The following is a 16,926-nucleotide window of genomic DNA, read 5'->3' on the forward strand; positions in this document are numbered from 1 at the left end:
CCGTAGTCTGGCGCCCTTGGATCCTGTCGCTTCGGATCATCCCCGATCCGATGATTTCAATATAGTCCGACAAATCGGATTTGTGCAGTGCAATATGAGCATGGATGATATGCGCCGAATGCATGCCCTTTCTCTTTGCCGATTTATGCATCGATCACGCTACCCGACGCACATTTGATGCTGCCTCGGGCCAGTTTCAAGGCGGAAGGCGTCGTGAAAGTCGCTATTTTGTCCGACAAATGGAAAATCACGCTGATTTTGCGTTTCGTCATGCTTTTGCGGTTTCCCGTTCGCTTTCGCTTGACTTCGGAAAAACAGCTTGCACGACTGCTTCGCGAGGCGACGTTTGGGGGGGAGGTGGCGATGTACCGGGGGCGGCTGGAACGGGATCTGAACGGCTGGGCTGCGAAAGGGCTTCTCGATCCGGCCATCGTTCCCACGTTGCTGGCCGACTACGACCAGCGCGAGAGCGCTTTCAGTCTGGGCCGGGTCTTGATGGCAATGGCTGCCTTGTTGATCGGCGGCGCAGTCGTCCTGCTGATCGCCGCCAACTGGGAGGCCATTCCTCGTGTTGCGCGGCTGGTCGGCATCGTCGCGCTCATCTGGTCCGCCTATCTCAATGCAGCATACTGGAAGTCGCGCAATTCGCCCCGCCTATCGGAGGCTTCGCTCGTGGCGGGGCTGTTGTTTTTCGGCGGCGGCATCGCGCTTGTGGGGCAGATGTACCATCTGTCGGGTGATTCGACTGAAGCTGCCATCGTCTGGTTTATCGGTGCAGTGCTTACCGCGGTTCTCTTCCGGTCCTCGGCTGCCACCGCCGTCTGCGGCTTTCTGGCGTTCGTCGTCGCAGGAACGGAGTGGTCCGAAAGCTTCGCCCTGCGCAACAACCTTCTGCTCTGGCTGATGCCGGCCATGGCCGCCGTCGTCATCGGTCTCGTCCGCTTCACCGGTGCGGGCCGCACACGGCATCTGGCTTACCTGCTGATGGTATGCTGGGTACTCATTCTATATGGGCGGCACGAGGCGCCGTTAACGGCCCTCGTGGTCGCGGCGGCGGGCGGGGTCTGCTATCTGCTCGCAGCACTGCCGGCGTCGCCCCTGTACCGGCTGGCCCGCAATGCCGGCGCCGCGCCGTCCTTCTATTCCTTCCTGCTTCTGATGATGGGCCTCCTTCTGCTGCATTTCGATGTGGAAGGCCTCTTGGAACAGGTCGTTCTCGGCGTCGCCACGCTGGTTGCGGCGATCGCCGGGCTTTTCCTTTCCGGGCGCGACAACGGTGCGGTGCGTTATCTGGCCTATGCGGCCTTTGCCGCCGAAACGCTCTATCTCTCGTCGGAGACGCTCGGCACCATCCTCGGCACCTCGGGCTTCTTCATGATCTCCGGCCTCGTGGTCGCGCTGGTCGCCTGGGTCGTCGTCCGTCTGGAGCGACGGTTTTCGGCGCGCAGCGGCGTGGCGGAGGCGGGACGATGACGAATTCCGTGATGGCATGGCGAATTTCGCCGTTCGTGGCCGCGGTAATGGCGGCGTTGATCCAGACGGCGGTCCTCGGCTACATGGTCGAAAGTCGTGCTACGATCCTGAGGAATGGTGTCGAGGTCCGGCTGAAAACGGTACCGGTCGATCCGCGTGATCTGATGCGCGGCGACTATGTGACATTGAGCTATCCGATGTCGCGCATCGACGGCGCGCTCGTGGAAGGCGAAGTGCCGAAGGTGTCCGGTCGGCACTTGTTGTTCGTCCGTCTTGCGCCAGGCCCCGACGGTCTTTGGGACGCCAGGGAAGCCTCCTTCGAGGCGCTGCCTGCGGTGTCCGGAACGGTCGTGGTGCGAACCTTGCCCTTTGAATTCTATGCCGGCAGCGATGGCGCCGTCGGCGATTTCATTTCAGTCACCTACGGCATCGAGCGCTTCTATGTTCCCGAGGGCGAGGGCAGGGTGCTGGAAACCGCCCGGAACGCGCAGGCGCTGGAAGTCGTCGCCCGCGTTTCGCCGCAAGGACAGATGCAGGTGCGCCAGATCCTCCTGAACGGCGCACCGGCCTACGACGAGCCGCTCTACTGAGGGGGCGCCATTGCAGGGCGCGCCCGGACAATCGCATTGCCCGGTTGAACCCGGGTTTAGGCGGCGGACAGTCCCAATCCATGACAGCCCCCAATGTATGACGGCATGGACGACTGCCGCGCTTGACCTTCATCGACCGTCGTGACATATCGCCCACCAACGCGGGTATGGCGGAATTGGTAGACGCACTTGGTTTAGGTCCAAGCGCCAAAAGCGTGGGAGTTCGAGTCTCTCTACCCGCACCACAAACCGAGGCATGGCGGATCGGCCGGGCCGACGGAATGCCGTCTTGCCAAGCGTATCTCCAGAAAGAGGTGCGTGGCGCAGACGAAGAATTTGGCGCATGATGTTCCTTCGGAGCGGTTTGAGCGAAGGATGCGTGCGTCTTAGCGCCATTTTGCTTGCCAAAAGGCCATTGATGACAGTAAAGCCACTCCCGGCAAATGGACCCGGAGGGGTGCTCGCCGATAGAGCCGGTCTCCGGCCGGGGCACCGCCAAATCGAAATGAAGGTTTGAACATGCAGGTAATCGAAACGCTCGCTGAAGGGCTGAAGCGCGAACTCAAGGTCGTCATTCCGGCCAAGGACATGGAAGCCCAGATGAACGAACGCCTGGCCGATGCCAAGGATCGCGTTCGCATCAACGGCTTCCGTCCGGGCAAGGTTCCGGTCGCTCACCTTAAGAAGGTCTACGGCAAGTCGATCATGGCCGATCTCGTCAACGAGATCATCCGCGACCGTCCGACCGCGATCCTGTCCGAGCGCGGCGAAAAGTCGGCGACCCAGCCCGAAATCGCCATGACCGAGGACCAGGACGAGGCGGAGAAGATTCTCGCAGCCGAAGCCGACCTCGAGTTCACCCTGTCCTACGAGATCATCCCGGCGATCGAGCTGAAGGACGCCTCGGGCATCAAGATCACCCGCGAAGTCGTCGCCATCGACGACAAGGAAGTCGACGATCAGATCCTGAAGATCGCCGAAAGCGCCCGTTCCTACGAGACCAAGAAGGGCAAGGCCGCCGAGGGCGACCGCGTCACCATGGACTATCTCGGCAAGGTCGACGGTGAAGCCTTCGACGGCGGCAAGGACGAGGACGCCGAACTCGTCATCGGTTCCAACCGCTTCATCCCGGGCTTCGAGGACCAGCTGGTCGGCGTCAAGGCTGGCGACGAAAAGGTCCTCACCGTAACCTTCCCGGCCGACTACCCTGCGGCACATCTCGCCGGCAAGGAAGCGACCTTCGACGTCAAGGTGAAGGATGTCGCAGCCCCGGGTGAGGTCACCATCGACGACGAACTGGCCAAGAAGCTTGGCCTGGAATCCGCCGAGCGCCTGCGCGAAGTCGTGCGCGGCCAGATCGAAAGCCAGTACGGCTCGGTCACCCGCCAGAAGATCAAGCGCCAGATTCTCGACCAGCTTGACGAACTCTACAAGTTCGACACGCCGCAGCGTCTCGTCGATGCCGAGTTCGAAAACATCTGGCGCCAGGTCAACACCGACCTGCAGCAGGCCGGCAAGACCTTTGCCGACGAGGAAACCACCGAGGAAGAAGCCCGCGAGGAATACCGCAAGCTCGCAGAGCGCCGCGTCCGTCTCGGGCTGGTTCTCTCGGAAATCGGCGAGAAGGCCGATGTCCAGGTGAGCGAAGAGGAAATGCAGCGTTCGCTGTTCGAACAGCTGCGCCAGTTCCCGGGCCAGGAGAAGGAAATCCTCGATTACTTCCGCAAGACCCCGGGCGCTTCCGCGTCGCTGCGCGCTCCGCTCTTCGAGGAAAAGGTCATCGACCATCTGCTGACGGAAGTCGCAGTCACCGACAAGACCGTTTCCAAGGAAGAGTTGCTGGCCGACGACGAAGCTTCGGAAGAAGCCAAGCCGGCTTCCAAGAAGAAGGCTGCTGCGAAGGCTGAGGGCGACGAAGCCGCCGCTCCGAAGAAGAAGGCACCGGCCAAGAAGAAGGCCGCTGACGAGAGCGCCGAGTAATCGTCCTCTTGCACCGAGAATAGCCGAAAGGGCCGCCCGCGATGGGCGGCCCTTTTGCGTTGCGGGTGGCAAGCGCCGTGTCGGTGCTGCGGCGTCTCAGACGATGACGAAATCGAAATGCGTTAGCGCCAGGTCCGATGCGAGCGAGGCGAACTGGACGCGTCCACCGCTGGAGTTCCCGTTGGGATCGTAGAACAGGCGTCCCGCATCCCTTTCATAGATGATCCGGTCGGAAGCGTCGGCCGCCAGACCGCTCGTATTGGAGCGGAATGCGGATGAGGCAAGCGTGCCAGCTCCGCCAAGTGCCGCGAAGATTGCATTCTCCAGCAGGACCGTGTCGCTCGGCACATAGAAGTCGGTGATGTGGTCGATGTTGCTGGCCGCGCTCGGCGCCGAATTGAACAGGAAAGAATCCCTGCCTGTATTGCCGGTGAGGACGTCCAATCCGGTGTTGCCGGCCAGGAAGTCGTCTCCGGCTGCGCCGTTGATGATGTTGTTGCCGGAATTGCCGATCAGCCGGTCGGCGTGGGAGGATCCGGCCAGGTTCTCGATCGAGGAGTAGGTGTCGCCCTTTGCGTCGCCCGCATTGCCCGAAGGCGAGGCAAGGCGCGCGATCACGGCGGCAGTCGCGCCGGCATAGGAAGCGGTGTCGAGCCCGGCACCGCCCACGAGCGCATCCCCGCCCGCCCGCCCGACGAGGACGTCGTTTCCGGAAGAGCCGCTGAGCCGGTTCTTGCCGCTGTTGCCGTAGAGGATGTCTCCAAAGGCCGAGCCGGTGAGGTTCTCGATTGCCGTATAGGTATCGCCCGTCGCTTCGCCCGTATTGCCGCCCGGATTGGTCAGGTTGGCTCTGACGCCGGCGGCCGCGTAAAGATAGGAAGCGGTGTCCGTGCCCGTTCCGCCGTCGAGCTTGTCGGCGCCGAGGCCGCCGATCAGCAGGTCGTCGGCAGCAAGCCCGAATAGCTGGTCGGCGCCCGCGCCGGCGCTGAGGCGGTTGCCGACGCCGGATCCGGTCAGGATGTCGTTGCCGTCGCCAGAGACCGCGTTCTCGACGCTGGAGAGGTCGATGGTGCCGGTGTTGCCGGGCGTGTAGGTGAATTCGCCGGCCGTAAGGTTGATGAAGGCATTGAAGCCGGCAAAGGCAACGGTCGAGGTGTCGAACGTATCCGAGCCGGCGCCACCGAAGAACGATTCGCCGGTCCCGCCGGTCCAGCCGACGAGGATGTAGAACCGATCATTCCCATCGTTGCCGTAGACGACATCGACCCCGGATCCTCCCTCCAGCGTATCGTTGCCGGCACCGCCATGCAGCGTATCGTTGCTGGCACCGCCCTTCAGTGTGTCGTTTCCGTCGTTACCATGGAGCGTGTCGGTGCCGGTGCCGCCGTCGATGTTGTCATTGCCGCCATTGCCGCGCAGCACGTTGGCCGCCGCGTTGCCCGTCATCGTGTCGTTGTTCGAGCCGCCATTGGCGTTTTCTATCAGGGACCGTGAATCACCGTTGAACTGGAAGGCGTTGAAGACGTTGCCGCGCGCAAATCCGTTGTTCGGACCACCGCCGAGAAAGGCGAGCTGGGCCGCCGAGAAGGTGGAGCTTTCGCCGGGCCTGAGGTCGATCCGCATCGCCGTGGTGTAGTTGGAGAGGTCGTAGGTATCGACCCCGTTGCCATCCCAGATGGTGGAGAAGATGCGGTTGGCGCCGGGCGAAATGGCAAGCCCGGCATTGATGTAGGCCTGCCCGGTGGACGGGTTCCAGGTGTAGACGGTGTTGCCGTTGTTGACGGTGAAATCGGCGCCATACATCGTCTGCAGGGCGAGGATGTCGATCATCATATAGGTCTGGGGCGCGCCGAACGTCTCGTAGTCGTAGCCGCCCGTCGTGTCGCCGATGTAGCTGGAGTAGGTCATCACGGTGAATTCGATCGAGTTGTAAGACGCCGGCACCGCCGTGTTTCCAGGGCCTCCCGCCTCATGGCCATGCTTCAGGCCGAGCGAATGTCCGAGTTCATGAATTATGGTGTGCCAGGCATAGTTTCCGGCGATCGGGTTCTTGAGGCTGTTGGACGTCCCGTCATAGGCATTGCCGAAAAACGTGTCGCCCCCGTAGATGTTGCTTGCGGGGTAGAAGGCATAGGCCGTGCCGGCGTCTCCGGAATTGGCCGCGCGGATCGTCGAGTTGCCCGTTCCGGAACCCTGGTAGTCGATGGCCAGGTTGGTGAACGCCTCCACCGAAAAGGCCGTCGCTGCGGAAAGCTGCGTGTAGACGGCCTGGTTCAGGGCGGCATGAAGGGCGAGCAGTTGTGCGGCTGTGAATTGGGAGAAGCCCTCCAACTGGGCGCTAATGCCGTTGCCGTTCTGGTCGGAATTGTATCCGGTCTGATAGTCGGCAGACGAATTCGTGTCGCTGTAGGTGATCAGCGACTGACTCCAGCGCGTGCCAATGAGGACGCCGTCGATGATGGGATTGCCGGTCGCTGCGACGGCGACCGTCGTGGAGAGGCGGCCGTTTTCGTTCGGCAGTTGCGTGGCGTCGACACCGAACCGCTCGGTCGAAATGGCGTCGTCGGCCTGGTCGGGACCTGCCGGAAAGCGGCTATCGCTGGCGACGAACACCCGCTCCGTGACGGGCGTGAGCATCAGATCAGGAAGGCCGGAGTTGTCGATGCCATCGCTGAAGGGAGCAATCGACGCGTCGACGTGGAAGGTGAGTCCGGCCCGCGCCGCCTTTGCGGCCTGCTGATGCGATGCTGACACGACGTCATCGGACGATGTGGGGTCGAACAGGATCGAATTCATGCGCGCTCTTATGGTCATAACTCCTCCTTTGTCGCGGCGCGCGGTGGCCCGGCAACGCAACTCGGTTCAACGAATGTCCATGTAGCTTTGGCCGAATAATCCCGGCCGCGATGAAGGCTGCCCTCGGCTCAGGTCGCCTGATCTGCCAGAGGGTGGCCGTCAAGCATGGTCGGAGTTCCCAGGCAGATTCTCCTTTCCCTCCTGCGGATCTAGACAAGCCATACCCTTGCTCGCCGCGTGGCGGGAGCGTCGCTTGGAAATCCTGAAAGAGGTTTGCTCGGCCTCAATTGCGCCGGATGAAATTGATAATTTAGCCTAAGCTAAATCACCTTCCCAGACAACACATTTGCGTGAAGGCAGTCGATTCGAAGCGCAGAATCAATGACTTGGAATTTTATAAAAGGTAAGTAAAATAAATAGATATGCAAAACAATTGAAGTTAAATGTAGAATTGGAGTGATGTCGTGAGCGGCGGGACTCGTATGAATCCGACCGTGGGATTGCTTGCAGCGATAGGTCTGGTCGCGCTTGTTGTCACCGGTTTGGCCAAGGCAGGAACGGCGCTCGCCATGGACACGCCTCCGATCCCGACAAAGCCGTCGCCGCCGAATACCAACGTGTGCAGGACAGCGGGACGGCGGAGGCCTATGCGCTTTTCATCGAGCGTCATCCCGATCATCAGCTTGCCGCCGAAGCGCGCAAGGCGCTGGCGCGCCTCCAGGCCGAATAGCCGGCACCGGCGCGCCCGGATCTGGCGCGCCGCGAAGATTTCCCGTCAGGTCAGCTTGCCGAGGACAGGCACTGCTTCAACGAGGTTGCGAGGCCGCGCATCAGGTCGAAATAGAGGGACGGGCCCTCCGTCAGCGTTCCCGCTTCGGGATCGAGCGTGCCGGCCTTTGCCGGCGTTCCTTCAATCACGACATTGACGAGCTTCGGTTCGAACTGCGGCTCTGCGAAGACGCAGGTCGCGCCGAGATCGACGACCTTCTGCCGAATCTGTGAGACGCGTTCGGCACCGGGCATGGATTCCGGGCTAACCGTGATCGAGCCGACGACCTTCACGCCGTAGCGATGCTCGAAGTACTGGTAGGCGTCGTGAAAGACGATGAAGGGCTTGTCCTTCACAGGGGCGATCGTGTCGGCGATCTCCGCATCGAGGGCGTCGAGGTTTGCGTCGAGGGCCGCGAGGTTCGCCTTGTACGCTGTCGCGTTCGCCGGATCCTTTGCCGACAGGGCTTTCTCGATTTCCGTCGCAATTGCCTTGGCGTTCATCGGATCGAGCCACAGATGCGTGTCGAAGGCACCTTCGTGCGAATGTGCCTCATCGTGGCCATGGCCCTTTTCGGCCGCATGCTCGCCGCCATGGTCATGGCCGGCCTCGCCGTGCTCGTGCTCCCCGCCTTCGCTTTCGTGGCCGTGATCGTGATCGTGATCGTGTGCCTCGAAAGCGCCGCCTTCGCGGAATTTCAGCTTCTCCAGCCCTGGCGCATCCTCGAGCTCGACCACCGTCGCCTTGCTGCCGAGCGCCTCGAGCGGCTTCTCCAGGAACGCCTCCAGCCCATGCCCGACCCAGAACACCACGTCGGCGTCCTGAAGGGCTGCGGCGTTGGACGGCTTGAGCGAATAGGTGTGCGGCGAAGCCGCGCCCTCGACGATCAGCTTCGGCTCGCCGACGCCCTGCATGATCGAGGCGGCAAGCGAGTGGATCGGCTTGATCGAAACGACGACGTTGGGCGCGTCTGCCCGGGCGTTGCCGGCTGCGCCGACGAGCAGGGCAGTGGAAAGCAGGAGATGCGACATCTTCATCATGGGAAACTCCGTATCGAAAGGCGTGTAATATTATTACATAAGTTGCGTTATGCTATAACGTGTGCCATAGCAAGAGGCAATCGAGCATCGGACGATAGAAATGCTGCAGACCAATCCATCTACCTCGCCGCCGCCGATGGTTTCGCTGTCGGCCGCCGGTGTCCGTCGCAAGGGCCGCTGGCTGGTGCGCGGCGTCGATTTTTCCATCGCGCGCGGTGAGATTGTTACGCTCATCGGGCCGAACGGCTCGGGAAAGTCGACGACCGCCAAGATGGCGATCGGGGTCACGCGGCCCGATGAGGGGCACGTGACCCGCATCCCCAATCTGCGCGTTGGCTACGTGCCGCAGAAGCTGGCGATCGACTGGACGATGCCGCTCACAGTGGACCGTCTGATGACGCTGACGCAGCCCTTGCGCGGCCGCGATATCGATGCGGCGCTGGAGGCAACGGGTATCCGCCACCTGGCCCGCGCCGAGGTCCAGCACCTTTCCGGTGGTGAGTTCCAGCGTGCGTTGCTGGCGCGCGCCATTGCCCGCAAGCCCGATCTGCTCGTCCTGGACGAACCGGTGCAGGGCGTAGATTTTGCCGGCGAGATCGCCCTGTATGACCTGATCAAGACCATCAGGAACACGACGGGTTGCGGCATCCTGCTGATTTCCCACGATCTTCATGTGGTCATGGCTGAAACGGATACCGTGATCTGCCTCAATGGCCATGTCTGTTGCCGCGGCACGCCGGAGGCGGTGAGCCGCAGCCCGGAATATCTGCGTCTGTTCGGCGCGCGAGCCGGCCAGACGCTGGCCTTCTACAGCCATCACCACGATCACACCCATCTTCCCGATGGCCGCGTGCTGCATTCCGACGGCACGGTGACCGATCACTGCCACCCCGACGACGGTCACCATCACGAGGAAGGTCTGCCGGCCGGCCGGGCCGGTCCGATGCGGATCGTGCACGCCCACGGGCCGACCTGCGGCTGCGGCCAGCATGGAGACGAGAAACCGGCGGCGAATACGGGACCGCTTCAGGAGCGCGGCGATGCTTGACGATTTCTTCATCCGCGCGCTTCTCGCGGGAACCGGCCTGGCGCTGACCACCGGCCCGCTCGGATGCTTCGTCATCTGGCGGCGCATGGCCTATTTCGGTGATACGATGGCCCATTCCGCGCTGCTCGGCGTCGCGCTGTCGTTGCTGTTCCAGATGAACCTCACGATCAGCGTCTTTGCCGTTGCCGCGATCGTCTCGCTGGCGCTCTTGCTGCTTCAGAAGCGCGGTTCGCTGTCCACCGACGCGCTGCTCGGCATCCTTTCGCATGCCACGCTCGCAACGGGCCTCGTGATCGTCTCGTTCATGACCTGGGTCCGGATCGACCTCGTCGGCTTCCTTTTCGGCGATATCCTCGCCGTCACGCCGCAGGATGTCAGCCTTGTATGGGGCGGCGGCATCCTCGTGCTCTTTGCCATCGTCTACCTGTGGCGGCCGCTGATCGCCTCGACCGTCAATCCCGAGCTCGCGGCCGCCGAGGGGCTCGAGCCGGAGCGCGCGCGCCTTGCCTTCATGCTGCTGATGGCGCTCGTGATCGCGATCGCCATGAAGATCGTGGGGATCTTGCTGATCACCTCGCTGCTCATCATCCCGGCCGCGACCGCGCGCCGCTTCTCGGCAAGCCCGGAAGTCATGGCGGTGCTCGCTTCCCTTCTCGGCGCCATAGCCGTCGCCGGCGGTCTTTTCGGATCGCTGAAGTTCGATACCCCGTCGGGGCCGTCGATCGTCGTCGCGGCGCTGGCGATCTTCCTTTTCAGCCTCTTGCCGTGGCGCCGCCGCGCAGAGGAAGGCGCCATACAGGCGGATACCGGAGGACACCACTGATGACGTCCACGCAATTGACCCGCAACCAGACCCTCGTGCTCGGCGCGCTGTCGCAATCCGATGCGCCGCTGAGCGCCTATACGATTCTCGACAAGCTCCGCGGCGAGGGGTTCCGGGCACCCCTGCAGGTCTACCGGGCGCTCGAAAAGCTGCTGGAATTCGGCCTCGTTCACCGCCTGGAAAGCATCAACGCCTTCGTCGCCTGCGCCCATCCGCACCAGGATTGCTGCTCGCACGGCCTGACCGCCTTCATCATCTGCGAGAGCTGCGGCAAGGTCACGGAGTTCCACGACCACGTGATCGAGGAGCGTCTCGCCGGCTTCGCCCGGGACAGGAACTTCCAACCCAGCAAGACGACGATCGAAATCCGCGGCCACTGCGAGGGTTGCGCCTAAAGCCGCGTCGCGTGAATGCGGTTCATGCGACGCCCGTCAGGCCTTGCTTTTGCATGACGACATCCCGGGCGCCCCGTGCGGCGGCGTCAGTCAATCCTTCGAAGTTCCGCCTTGAAGCGCTTCCAGTTTCGCACGTAACCGTCGGCGGATTTCCGCAAGCCGGCAATCTGCTCTTCGTCCAGCGTGCGAACGACGCGGGCGGGTGCTCCGACGATCAGGGAATTGTCCGGAAAGACCTTTCCTTCCGTCACCAGCGCATTGGCGCCGACGAGGCAGTTGTTGCCGATCACAGCCCCGTTCAGAACCGTGGCGCCCATGCCGATCAGGGAATTGTTGCCGATCGTGCAGCCATGGATGATCGCACCGTGGCCGATCGTGCAGCCCTCGCCGATCTGGACCGGCTTGCCGGGGTCGGTGTGGACGATGGTGCCTTCCTGGATGTTCGTCCGGTCGCCAAGAACGATCGGTTCGTTGTCGCCGCGAAGGGTGGCGCCGAACCATATTCCGACGTCCGATCCGATCACGACCTTACCCATCACATGTGCATCCGGCGCCACCCAGTAGCGGTCGCCTTCGGGCAGGGTGGGTGCGTGTTCGCCGAGCGCATAAAGCGGCATGGATCAATCCTCAAATGACGGTAAGCGAAAGGGTGGCGACGCCGTCGACGCCGCAGGCAATGCGGTCGCCGCGGCGGATGGCGCCGACACCAGCCGGCGTGCCGGTAAAGATGACGTCGCCGGGCGCGAGTGCGAAAAGCTTGGAGAGTTCTGCGATGATTTCGGGCACTTTCCAGTTCATCTGGCCGAGATCGCCGTCCTGCTTGACCACATCGTTGACCTCCAGCCAGATCCGTCCCGTCGCCGGGTGGCCGCTGCGCGAAGCCGGCACCACCGGGGACACGGGGGCGGAATGCTCGAAAGCCTTCGCTGCCGTCCACGGCTGGCCCGCCTTCTTGGCTGTCGCTTGCAGGTCGCGGCGGGTGAAATCGATGCCGACGCCATAGCCGTGGACCAGCGAAAGCGCGTCGCCCGCACTGACGTCGATGCCGCCGGATTTCAGGAACACCACCAGTTCGACCTCGTGATGGACGTCCTCCGAGCGCGGCGGATAGGGAAAGCCCTGGCCGGCCGGCAGCAGGTTGTCGGGGTTCTTCTGGAAGAAGAAGGGCGCATCGCGGGTCGCATCTCCGCCCATTTCCGCCACGTGGTCGGCATAGTTGCGACCGACACAATAGACGCGGCGGACCGGAAAGCTCTGGTCCGTGCCTGCGATGGGCAGCACCGTGGGCGGGGTGGCGGGAAAAGCCAGCGGCATGACGTGTTCTCCCCTTACTGTCGATTCTCGCGCCACATTACCACCGCGCGCAACGAAGCGGACAGGAATTGATCGTAAATTGCGTCCGCGGGGGCGATAGCGTTTGGGATTTAAACCGCGACGGCGGATAGGACTTCGCCATTGCAGCCGCTGGAGAAAGACATCCTTGCGTGCGGTGGTCCGCAGCAGCGCGCCCTCGATAAGGATCGATAGCGTTACGGCCGGACGAGAATCATCTGATTCCCGGCGCGGCGGAAAAATGCACGTCCTGGTATCGGATTTTCACGCCTGGATTGGTCAGTTTCATCTTATAAGAGTGTCATTTTTGCCGCATTGCCACGAGAAGCATTTGTTGATGCATCGCTACACGTGCATTCCGCTTGGCCCGGTGGGAGAGCGCCAATAAACCTCATGTGTCACGACATGCGTCCAAAAATCAGCATTCGTTGTCGACGGCTTGAGCGGATTTGGGGGGTACACGTGTTCGCAAAGGGAGTTCTTCTGACGGTTTCGGCCGTCTGCGTTGTTGTACTGTCGTCGGGCGCCCGTGCTGCGGATCAGACGCTTTCGGCACCTGCGGCGTCCTGGTCCGGTTGCTATGTCGGCGCCAGTGTCGGTTACGCTCGCGCGGATTCCGACGTGACGGACGCGCCTTTCCGTGACGGCGCCTATGCCGGCAGCGGCTTTTCCTGGAATACGGCCGGTGCGCCCTACGACACCTTCGGAACGGACGACGCCGGTATCGCAGGCGGCGTCGAAGCCGGGTGCGATCGGCGGTTTGATCTCGGCGGCAACGCCTTCGTGCTGGGCGGCGTCATCGATTTCTCGCTCACCAATCTGAGCGGAACCGGAACGTCCGCGATCAGCAGTGACACCCATGCGGGCTTCGACGTCGACTGGGCTGCCAGCGCGCGGCTTCGGGCCGGTATCGCCGCTTCCGACGTGCTGTTCTATGTGACCGGCGGGTATGCGCTCGCCAACATCGACGTGCGCGCCTACGACCGGAGCTTGCCGACGGTAATGGATGTTTCCGGTGGCGGGACGGAGAACGGCTGGGTTGCAGGCGGCGGCGTCGAGTGGCGGTTCAAGCCGGACTGGTCCGTCGGACTGGAATACCTGCACTACGATTTCGGCAAGGTCACGGCCACCGGCGCTGCCACCTTCCCGACCGAAGCCTATCCGCGCTTCGAAAACGACGTGACCTTCGACACGATCCGCATCGGACTGAAGTGGCGGATGTGAGATCACGATAAATTCTGGGGTAAACGGCGCAGGACCGATTGATCCTGCCTGACGGGCGCTTCGTGTGAAGCGGGGAGCGATTGCATGGCGCAGACCACACTGACATTTGATAACGCAGGCTTGGTCACGGATGGGACCGCGGGCGGTGCCGACAAGGTCCTGCAGTACGGCGACTATGTCTTCACGATAACGGCCCAGGGAAATTGGACCGCGAATTTCGACGGTGGTCGGTTTAACTTCCAGGAAGACAGCGCATTCGGCGGTGAGCTTTTCACCATAACGATTACCAGCGCTTCCGGCGCGCTGATCGATTTCTACGACTATCAGATCAGCGTCGATGCGAACCCGATACATCAGAACGGCTGGCCTGCAGGCGTTGCAATAGACGGTACCTCTTGGCCGGACGACAACCTGCATGGCAACGGCGTCGGTCCTTATTACTACCGCTCGATCTTTATGAATCCGGGCGATATCCCGCCCATCAGCCGTGCTTCGTCTTTGACGATTGCGGACATGCAGATCTATGACACGACGACGTCGGGCCGCATCACGATGTGGCTGGACAATATCACGTTGGACTATCTGATGCCGGCGCCGCGGGTTTCCGCCGTCAGCGCCACGGAGACGTCGGGTGTCTACAAGGTCGGCGATACGATTTCGATCGTTGTAACCTTCAATCAGCAAGTGACTGTTTCGGGCACACCACGGCTGACGCTCGAGACCGGCACGACGGACCGGGTTGTCGACTATGTGTCGGGAAGCGGATCGAACACCCTGACCTTCACTTATACGGTGGAGCAGGGCGATCGTTCCTCGGACCTTGACTATCTGTCTACCGGCGCGCTCGGGCTGAATGGCGGAACGATCAGAAATTCCGATGGCACAAACGCCATCCTGACCCTCCCGGTCCCCGGAACGGCCGGTTCGCTTGGGAGCAATACAGCCCTGCTGGTCGACGGCGTCCGTCCGACCGCGACGATCGTCGTGGCGGAGACGACGCTGGCGGCCGGAGAAACCTCGCTGGTGACGATCACCTTCAGCGAGGCGGTCACCGGTCTCGCCCTCTCGGACCTGGCAGTGCAGGGCGGGGTGTTGAGCGACCTTTCGACGAACGACAACATCGTCTACACCGCGAATTTCACCCCGTCTGCGAGCTATGCCGACACGACCAACGTGATCACGCTGGACAATACCGGCGTTGAAGACGGGGCCGGCAATACCGGCACCGGGACGACGAATTCGAACAACTACGAAATCGACACTCAGCGTCCAACGGCTTCGATCGTGGTCGCGGACACGGCTCTGGCAGCCGGCGAGACCTCGCAGGTGACGATCACCTTCAGCGTGGCCGTCTCCGGCTTCGACAACGCCGACCTGACGGTGGAAAACGGAACGTTGAGCGCCGTTTCCTCCAGCGACGGCGGCATCACCTGGACGGCGACGTTCACCCCGACTGCGAGCATCACCGACGCCACCAACGTGATCACGCTGGACAACAGTGGTGTTACCAACTTTGGCAATGCCGGGACCGGCACGACGACCTCGAACAACTACGCGATAGACACGCTGCGGCCGACCGCAGCGATCGTGGTGGCGGATACGGCTCTGGCGGCCAGCGAGACCTCGCAGGTGACGATCACTTTCAGCGAGGCTGTCACCGGCTTTACCAACGCCGACCTGACGGTGGAAAACGGAACGTTGACCGGCGTTTCCTCCAGCGACGGCGGCATCACCTGGACGGCGACGTTCACTCCGACTGAAAACATCACCGACACGACCAACGTGATCACGCTGGACAATACCGGCGTTGAAGACGGGGCCGGCAATGCCGGTACCGGGACGACGACTTCGAACAACTATGCGATCGACGGAGTTCGTCCGACCGCCACGATCGTGGTGGCGGATACCGCTCTGGCGGCCGGCGAGACGACGCAGGTGACCTTCACCTTTAGCGAGGCCGTCACTGATTTCACCAACGCCGACCTGACGGTGGAAAACGGAACGTTGAGCGCCGTTTCCTCCAGCGATGGCGGCATCACCTGGACGGCGACGCTCACGCCTGCTGCGGGCATCACCGACGCCAGCAACGTGATCACGCTGGACAATACCGGCATTGCCGACCTTGCCGGCAATGCCGGGACGGGCGTGTCGACTTCCGTCACCTATGCGGTCGACACGACCCTGCCGGTCGTCACATCGGTCGGCGTGCCCGCCGATGGCACCTATGTGACCGGTCGGAACCTCGATTTCACAGTGAACCTCAGCGAGGCTGTCATAGTCGACACGACCGACGGCACGCCACATCTTGCGGTGACGCTCGACACCGGCGGCACGGTCTATGCGTCCTATCTGTCTGGCAGCGGTACCAACTCGCTGTTCTTCCGCCTGACCCTGGGCGCGGGCCAGCAAGACGCGAATGGAATCGCGCTGGGGGCCCTTGGCCTGAACGGCGGTACGATCAAGGATGTCGGCGGCAATGACGCCGTCCTCACACTCAACAATGTGGCCCCCACCGGCAATGTCCTGGTCGATGCACGCGCCCCGACGGCGACGATTGACGTCGCCGATACCGTCCTGACGCCGGGCGAGACCTCGACTGTCACCATCACCTTCAGCGAGGCCGTTACCGGCTTCACGATCGGCAATCTCGTCGCTGCCAATGGCACGCTCAGCGGCCTCGCGTCGTCCGATGGCGGTGTCACCTGGACGGCGACGTTGACCCCTGCCGACGGCATTTCCGACCCCACCAACGTCATCACGCTCGACAATTCCGGCTTCACCGACCTCGCCGGCAATGCCGGTATCGGCACGACGACGTCTAACAACTATGCGATCGAGCCGGGCGTCGTCCCCAACCAGCCGCCTGTCCTGACCGGCGACCTGAAGGCAACGGTGAAGGAGGGCGGCAGCTATACGCTGACCAAGTCCGACCTGTCCTTCTCCGACCCCGACGACGGCGCCGGCGGCGTGCGCTTCACCGTCTCCGGCCAGTCGGCCGGCAAGATCCAGGTGAACGGCAAGGCCGCGACGAGCTTCACCGGCGCGGATCTTGCCGCCGGGAAGGTGACGTTCGTCCATGACGGCTCCGAGACGACCAAGGCCTCGTTCAAGGTCTCCCTCGAGGACGGCAACGAGGACGGCTCGACTCCGGCGACCTCGACCTTCGACTTCGGTGTGACGCCGGTGAACGACGCGCCTGTCCTGACCGGCGACCTGAAGGCGACGGTGAAGGAGGGCGGCAGCTACACGCTGACCAAGTCCGACCTGTCCTTCTCCGACCCCGACGACGGCGCCGGCGGCGTGCGCTTCACCGTCTCCGGCCAGTCGGCCGGCAAGATCCAGGTGAACGGCAAGGCCGCGACGAGCTTCACCGGCGCGGAGCTTGCCGCCGGCAAGGTGACGTTCGTCCATGACGGCTCCGAGACGACCAAGGCCTCGTTCAAGGTCTCCGTCGAG

The 16,926-nt window shown here is 62.7% G+C and carries 12 protein-coding genes and 1 tRNA gene; 9 read left to right on the forward strand and 4 right to left on the reverse strand.

Annotated elements, in window-relative coordinates:
* Positions 1 to 363 precede the first annotated feature (363 nt).
* From CRO48_RS08590 to tig, 4 genes are all read left to right on the forward strand, one after another.
* Entirely contained in the window at positions 364 to 1,473 is a 1,110-nt protein-coding gene (locus tag CRO48_RS08590; RefSeq protein ID WP_097138732.1) for a DUF2157 domain-containing protein, read from the forward strand.
* The gene (locus CRO48_RS08595) at positions 1,470 to 2,063 is read left to right on the forward strand and encodes a GDYXXLXY domain-containing protein (RefSeq protein WP_097138192.1); all 594 of its coding nucleotides are present in this window, start codon (positions 1,470 to 1,472) and stop codon (positions 2,061 to 2,063) included. The genes CRO48_RS08590 and CRO48_RS08595 overlap by 4 nt, the downstream gene beginning before the upstream one ends.
* A gap of 161 nt (positions 2,064 to 2,224) precedes the next feature.
* Positions 2,225 to 2,308 (forward strand) — tRNA-Leu (locus tag CRO48_RS08600).
* 274 nt (positions 2,309 to 2,582) lie between these two features.
* On the forward strand, positions 2,583 to 4,043 hold the full coding sequence (gene tig / locus CRO48_RS08605; RefSeq protein WP_097138194.1) for a trigger factor: 1,461 nt from the start codon (positions 2,583 to 2,585) through the stop codon (positions 4,041 to 4,043).
* Between the two features lie 96 nt (positions 4,044 to 4,139).
* On the opposite strand, the gene CRO48_RS08610 is transcribed toward tig, so the two are convergent.
* Together CRO48_RS08610 and znuA are read right to left on the reverse strand one after the other, a co-directional pair.
* Positions 4,140 to 6,857: a M10 family metallopeptidase gene (locus CRO48_RS08610; RefSeq protein WP_141402028.1), complete on the reverse strand. Its 2,718-nt coding sequence runs from the start codon at positions 6,855 to 6,857 to the stop codon at positions 4,140 to 4,142.
* A 762-nt stretch (positions 6,858 to 7,619) separates the two neighbouring features.
* Entirely contained in the window at positions 7,620 to 8,648 is a 1,029-nt protein-coding gene (znuA, locus tag CRO48_RS08615) for a zinc ABC transporter substrate-binding protein ZnuA (protein ID WP_097138196.1), read from the reverse strand.
* A gap of 100 nt (positions 8,649 to 8,748) precedes the next feature.
* Between znuA and CRO48_RS08620 the strand changes: the two genes are divergently transcribed.
* Genes CRO48_RS08620 through CRO48_RS08630 form a run of 3 tightly spaced genes read left to right on the forward strand, consistent with a single transcriptional unit; the run spans position 8,749 to position 10,914 of the window.
* A complete protein-coding gene (locus tag CRO48_RS08620) occupies positions 8,749 to 9,696 on the forward strand; it encodes an ATP-binding cassette domain-containing protein (RefSeq protein WP_407071905.1) in 948 nt (315 codons plus the stop codon).
* Positions 9,689 to 10,519, forward strand: coding sequence for an iron chelate uptake ABC transporter family permease subunit (locus CRO48_RS08625; RefSeq protein ID WP_097138198.1), 831 nt, complete (start codon positions 9,689 to 9,691; stop codon positions 10,517 to 10,519). Before CRO48_RS08620 ends, CRO48_RS08625 begins: the two co-directional genes overlap by 8 nt.
* On the forward strand, positions 10,519 to 10,914 hold the full coding sequence (locus CRO48_RS08630) for a Fur family transcriptional regulator (RefSeq protein WP_097138200.1): 396 nt from the start codon (positions 10,519 to 10,521) through the stop codon (positions 10,912 to 10,914). The genes CRO48_RS08625 and CRO48_RS08630 overlap by 1 nt, the downstream gene beginning before the upstream one ends.
* An 86-nt stretch (positions 10,915 to 11,000) precedes the next feature.
* Here the strand turns inward: CRO48_RS08630 and CRO48_RS08635 are convergent, their stop codons facing one another.
* Both CRO48_RS08635 and CRO48_RS08640 read right to left on the reverse strand, forming a co-directional pair.
* Entirely contained in the window at positions 11,001 to 11,531 is a 531-nt protein-coding gene (locus CRO48_RS08635; RefSeq protein WP_097138202.1) for a gamma carbonic anhydrase family protein, read from the reverse strand.
* Between the two features lie 10 nt (positions 11,532 to 11,541).
* Entirely contained in the window at positions 11,542 to 12,228 is a 687-nt protein-coding gene (locus tag CRO48_RS08640) for a fumarylacetoacetate hydrolase family protein (RefSeq protein ID WP_097138205.1), read from the reverse strand.
* A 480-nt stretch (positions 12,229 to 12,708) separates the two neighbouring features.
* Here CRO48_RS08640 and CRO48_RS08645 point away from each other — a divergent pair, with 480 nt between their 5' ends.
* Together CRO48_RS08645 and CRO48_RS32115 are read left to right on the forward strand one after the other, a co-directional pair.
* Positions 12,709 to 13,470 (forward strand): outer membrane protein, encoded by a 762-nt coding sequence (locus tag CRO48_RS08645; RefSeq protein ID WP_176526693.1) that lies wholly within the window; start codon positions 12,709 to 12,711, stop codon positions 13,468 to 13,470.
* Positions 13,471 to 13,554: 84 nt separating this feature from the next.
* The coding region (locus tag CRO48_RS32115) for an Ig-like domain-containing protein (protein WP_245423468.1) at positions 13,555 to 16,926 on the forward strand (3,372 nt) is incomplete at its 3' end.

This window comes from Rhizobium subbaraonis (assembly GCF_900220975.1).
Taxonomy (GTDB): Bacteria; Pseudomonadota; Alphaproteobacteria; order Rhizobiales; family Rhizobiaceae; genus Mycoplana; species Mycoplana subbaraonis.